The organism is Pelotomaculum sp. PtaB.Bin117, assembly GCF_002067195.1.
Taxonomy (GTDB): Bacteria; Bacillota; Desulfotomaculia; order Desulfotomaculales; family Pelotomaculaceae; genus Pelotomaculum_D; species Pelotomaculum_D terephthalicicum.
Genome location: NZ_MVQM01000103.1, coordinates 1 through 5024 on the forward strand (window position 1 = coordinate 1; position 5024 = coordinate 5024).

Sequence of the window (5024 nt, forward strand, 5' to 3'; positions counted from 1 at the left end):
TATTGTATTACCTCAAACCGCGGCAGGCTTTCAATATCAGATATGGATAACACCGTGGATCGATTGGTCATAGATGGTCACGGCAATATCGGCATTGGGACGACGACGCCAGAATGTAAGTTGGAAATAAATATAGAGTCTAAAGACCAACCTGCTCTGCGTCTGACTGGTGCCGGACCAGGCTGGGGTGCCGCTTTAGAGTTAAACGATACGTCAACGGCAGGGAAAAAATATGATATTTTTAGTAGAGGCGGATATCTATTTATAGGGGATAACGTGGCGAATAGATTGGTCATAGATGGTCACGGCAATATCGGCATTGGAGTGGTAAACCCACAAGCTAAATTCCATATTACCGGGGGAGACCTGAGATGGGGAAACAACAGCTGTTTAAGAGAAGATCAAGGTGGAAGCATCGAACTAGGGGGGGACCGTTCGACTCCTGGAAAAGGAACGCCGTATATTGATTTTCATCATTCAGGACTGACTCAAGATTTTAATACAAGAATAATTAATGACGCCGACGGAAGACTGTCAGTGATAGCTCCTGTGTTCTATATTTCCGGCAATGTCGGCATTGGGACGTATCCGCAGGGGGCTCTACATGTGAGTGTTACCAATGATACTCCATTCATGATAGAGGGGGCTACCTACGTAGGTGCTCTAGACCATTCCCCGAACCAATCCCTTATATTTCTGAATGCAGGTCCTAGTGGTGTCGTGTTTGGCTATAAAGATGGCAATGGAAAAAAATACAAAGCTGTTATACCAGTTACAGCTTTGTAGAGAAATAACATAAGACCACAACTTGGGTAACGTTTAAAAGAAACTCAAGTCTGAAACTTTAGTTGTGAACAAATTAGATGAACTGGTGTTATTAAAGAAAATATTTTGGGGGGGGATTTCATGAGAGAACAATTAGAGCAGCGTGTCAAGGAACTCAAAGCCGAATTCGAATCAGGTCAGAAAATGCTTGCCGACTTGGAGTCACGTCAGACGAATATGAGGACTGTTCTCCAGCGTATCAGCGGAGCCATTCAGGTCCTGGAAGAAGAATTGGCAAAAGCAGGTTATTCAGTTGAAGAGTAGGGATTGTCAAGGGGACGGTTCTTTTGACATTAGTCCGTTTTTTATTATAATTCTCCATAGAGGTGGTTTGATGCCAAGAAAGGCTAGAATCCTGAGTGAATCTGAAGTATACCATGTAATGCTAAGGGGCAATGAAAGGAAAGATATCTTTCTTGAGGAGGAAAATAAGCAAAGAATTATTGATACGCTTTTAGAAAAAAGGAAGAAGAGCGGCTTTAGTTTATATGCTTATTGTGTAATGAATAACCATGCTCATTTCATAATAAGGACAAAGGATGAACCAATATCAATAGTTTTTAAAAGAATTGGGACAAGCTATGCATACTATTATAATAATAAACATAATAGAGTAGGGCATGTTTTTCAAGATAGATTTAAAAGTGAGAATATCGCAGATGATAAATATCTGATCACTGCAGTCAGATATATACACAATAACCCTGTAAAGGCAAGAATATGTCAGTCAGCAATGAATTATAAATGGAGCAGCATAGATTTATATTTAAACTACGAAAAGGGACTTTTATTATTACCCGAAATAAGTGATGTATTAAGTATTTTTAGTGATGATATTTCTATAGCTAAAACGAAGTTTATTGAATTTAGTGCTCAGATAAGTGAAGATATGTTTATTGATATGGACAATGAGGATAAAAAAATGGATCGAGATATGGTAACGGATTATATTAATAGGTATTTAGAAGAGATAAAACTAAGCTTGGATTTTTTGAAAAAGCGAGAGAATGAAGCTCAAAGGGCTAGACTTATTAAGGAACTGGCAAGTGTATCCGGTTTATCAGGCAGACAAATTTCCGATATTATTGGTATTAATAGAGAAACAGTAAGAAAAGTTATAGTGTCATACTGTCAAAAGAACCGTCTTCTTGACAAACTAAGTCCCCTTGACAAATGATACCCTTGACACCTAAAGAACTGTTCCCTGACAGTCCGCGTCCCCTTGATAGTCCGTAATGTCAAAAGAACCGTCCCCTTGACATCCCCTTACCAGAAAATTAAAGCCTTTGCATTAAATGTTAATATCATACACTATTGACAATGATTGTATCTAATGATAAGATACATTTAAATGGGTGTTTCGCTATTAAGGCGAAGCGCCCTTGCGCTTTATATTGGGTTTTTCCATTTAGTGGCTGAATATGGAGGGGAGTAAATTGGTTAGGGTCACACTGTCAGAAGCTTCCTTTAATAGTCTCATTAAGCATTTGGTAAAAGTTGAGGAAGAGAAAAAGGAACTTATTGAAAAATATTTTCTTGAACCATCAAAAGAACGTAATGAATTTGAGAAGCTTATTGAAGATTATATAAAACATATTGAACAACTAGTCAGAAATGCAAAAAAGACACAAAATTTGGACAATAGACTTCCTTTTGTCACCATAGGTAGTGAAGTGGAAGTGCTAGACTTATCATACCAGGAGGTTTTTAAGTATCGCATTGTGAATCCCTTTCAAATTAACATAAAAGAGGGCGATGTATCATTTTTATCACCGATGGGAAAGTCATTATTATTAAAGAAAGTCGGTGATGAAATAGAAGTGAGAGCACCGGGAGGGGTTTTCTTTTATAAAGTAAAATCTATTCAACTGCTGCAGGGTGAAATTGAATGAGAAGGATACAGTGGAGCGCGGCGGAGTGCTGAATAAATATTATTATCATGGCAGTAAGGTTTTTAACTATCCTTGGCAGCCAGTGAGAAATAATATTTATTCTCTTTTTCTTCCTTGCGTACCATCTTTACTTCCTCAAGATATTTCAGGTGAGCAAGAGCCTCGCCGCAGGCAAACCATTTCTGTGTGACCGGAAACAGATCCCAGGAGTCGTATGTCATATCCCAAGTCATTTGGGAAGCTGTGTGATAGGCGTCCAGGCTGCCATTTTTTAATATTGATAGCACCTCGCCGGCTCTTGTTTGGTGGTGGTTTTTCAATTCCTCAATTCTAGCCTTACAGTCTTTAATAAGTTTCCTATGTCCGGGCAGGACAAGAGCAACGTCAAGATTATTAATTTTATCAAGACTGCTGATGAATTCATACAAAAGGTTATGGTCATAAGTCATCCCCAGTGAAATATTCGGAGTAATATCTGTTAGGATATGGTCCCCGGAAAACAGGATCTTTTGGGATGGCTCATAGAGGCACATGTGGCCGGTAGTATGGCCGGGGGTTTCTATGCAGGTAAAGTGATAGCCTCCAGCGCTGATCATGTCTTTATCCTTTATTATTTTGAAATTCATCTGTCCCCTGGGGCGAAACCTGTAACCGGGATGTTTGTTAACAGCTAGTCTTAGCTCTTCCTCAGGGAAGCCGCAGATTTGTCCGAGGAATTTTAATTTCTCCCAGTATTCCGGTTTGCTCAATCCGTTAATATCTATCGAAGCAAGCCGGCTGCAGTAAAGTGTTGGTTTTTTTGGGGTTAGGCTTGCTACCAGGCCGCAGTGGTCCGCGTGCATATGAGTAATAAAAAAATCAGTTTTATCCAAATCCACCCCAATTTCATCAAGGCCTGACAGCATGGCTCTTTTGCATTCTTCCCTGTTCATAGCGGTATCGATAATCAAACTTCTTGAACTATCCTTGATTACATAAGAATTAGTTGCTTGCAAGGGGTTATTGGGGAGCGGGATTTCTATTCTGTAAAGATTAGGCAGTATTTTTTCAGCCATGCTTGGCACGTTCCTTTCAAACAGAAATTCATCCAGTTACCCTTGCGATTATTCGCTGCTGATATTTCTTCATTTTCCAAAGAATAATTAATATGATAGTCTGATAATTGGTGTTTTTATTTTATCTCATCTGAGAATAAACAGCTAGGGGGTAAAAAACACATGGCGGGAGTTAACCAAGGAAAAGAAGAAAACAAAAGAGATGGGCAAAGGGGGCCTCGCCTGCCGCTTGTGCCGGTTGAGCAAATGCCTGAGAAGACGCGTAAAATGATCCTGGCCGGCGGGCCGACCAACAGCCTGAATATTAATAAGATGATGGCTCATGCGGAGAATAGTGTGCGTCATTATATGCGGCTGGGCAGTTCGCTTTTGTCCCAGGTGAAGCTGGACGCGCACCTGCGTGAGTTATGCATACTGAGGGTGGCCGCTTTGTGCGATTCTTACTACGAGTGGTACCAGCACGAAAAGATGGCGCGGGAAGCGGGGGTTCCAGAAGAAAAAATCGCCGGTGTGAAGATAGGCCCGGATGAGGGATGCTTCAGCGAGCTGGAGCGGTTGATGCTGGAATATACTGATGAAGTTACTATTAAAATTAAGTCTACCGATGAAACGTTTTACAAGCTGGCAGAACACTTTGATCACCGTGAACTGGCAGAACTGACCTTGATTATCGGTTTTTACAATATGGTGGCCCGTTTTTTGGAAAACACCGAGGTGCAGGTAGAAAATAAACGAATAAATGTGTGATTTTTCTAATTTAAAAAATTATTTAAAATTTTCAAAAAATATTATTGACAATGTAAGTTCTGCTATTTATAATGAAAGTGACCCAGGAAATAACTTTTAAGTTAAAGTACTGGGAGGAAGACCCCCGGCGGGTTCGGTAACCAGTAGCTGGGAAACAACGAAACGGTAGAGTTGTAACCGGAGGCGGTTCAAAGGGGGGTTGGCTGAAAAGCCGAAGGCTTAGCAGGCAACCGGCCAGGTCAGACTAAAGCCCTGTGGTTAAGGTAAAGCCCGGGGAAGATTAGCAAACTGAAAGTCCGATAGCTGAGTGAAGCTGTTGGAGGAGTAAGGAGACCGGTACCGTAGGAAAAAGGGTTCAAAGGAAGATCACTGAAAAGCCGGTTGGTGAAGTAAGAGGTCGACCAGGTTGCTGATAAGCTAATGGCTGAGTAAAGTCATTAGGCAGGGTAAGCGGCCGGTACCAAGGTTATAGCTAGGAGTAGGTGTGAACCGGCAACGTGGCGAA

6 protein-coding genes are annotated in these 5024 nt (G+C 41.0%); 5 read left to right on the plus strand and 1 reads right to left on the minus strand.

Annotated features, from left to right (window positions below):
* The 4 genes from A4E54_RS07055 to A4E54_RS07070 all read left to right on the plus strand — a co-directional run.
* The coding region (locus A4E54_RS07055) for a hypothetical protein (protein ID WP_286725258.1) at positions 1-786 on the plus strand (786 nt) is incomplete at its 5' end.
* 120 nt (positions 787-906) lie between these two features.
* Positions 907-1089 (plus strand): hypothetical protein, encoded by a 183-nt coding sequence (locus A4E54_RS07060; RefSeq protein ID WP_286725261.1) that lies wholly within the window; start codon positions 907-909, stop codon positions 1087-1089.
* Entirely contained in the window at positions 1079-2002 is a 924-nt protein-coding gene (locus tag A4E54_RS07065) for a transposase (RefSeq protein ID WP_286725264.1), read from the plus strand. The genes A4E54_RS07060 and A4E54_RS07065 overlap by 11 nt, the downstream gene beginning before the upstream one ends.
* A gap of 259 nt (positions 2003-2261) precedes the next feature.
* Complete coding sequence (locus A4E54_RS07070) at positions 2262-2717, plus strand: GreA/GreB family elongation factor (protein WP_286725267.1); 456 nt, start codon at positions 2262-2264, stop codon at positions 2715-2717.
* A 62-nt stretch (positions 2718-2779) separates the two neighbouring features.
* Here A4E54_RS07070 and A4E54_RS07075 read toward each other — a convergent pair whose 3' ends face one another.
* Complete coding sequence (locus tag A4E54_RS07075; protein WP_286725269.1) at positions 2780-3772, minus strand: MBL fold metallo-hydrolase; 993 nt, start codon at positions 3770-3772, stop codon at positions 2780-2782.
* A gap of 162 nt (positions 3773-3934) precedes the next feature.
* Between A4E54_RS07075 and A4E54_RS07080 the strand changes: the two genes are divergently transcribed.
* Entirely contained in the window at positions 3935-4519 is a 585-nt protein-coding gene (locus tag A4E54_RS07080) for a carboxymuconolactone decarboxylase family protein (protein WP_286725271.1), read from the plus strand.
* Positions 4520-5024: the final 505 nt, after the last annotated feature.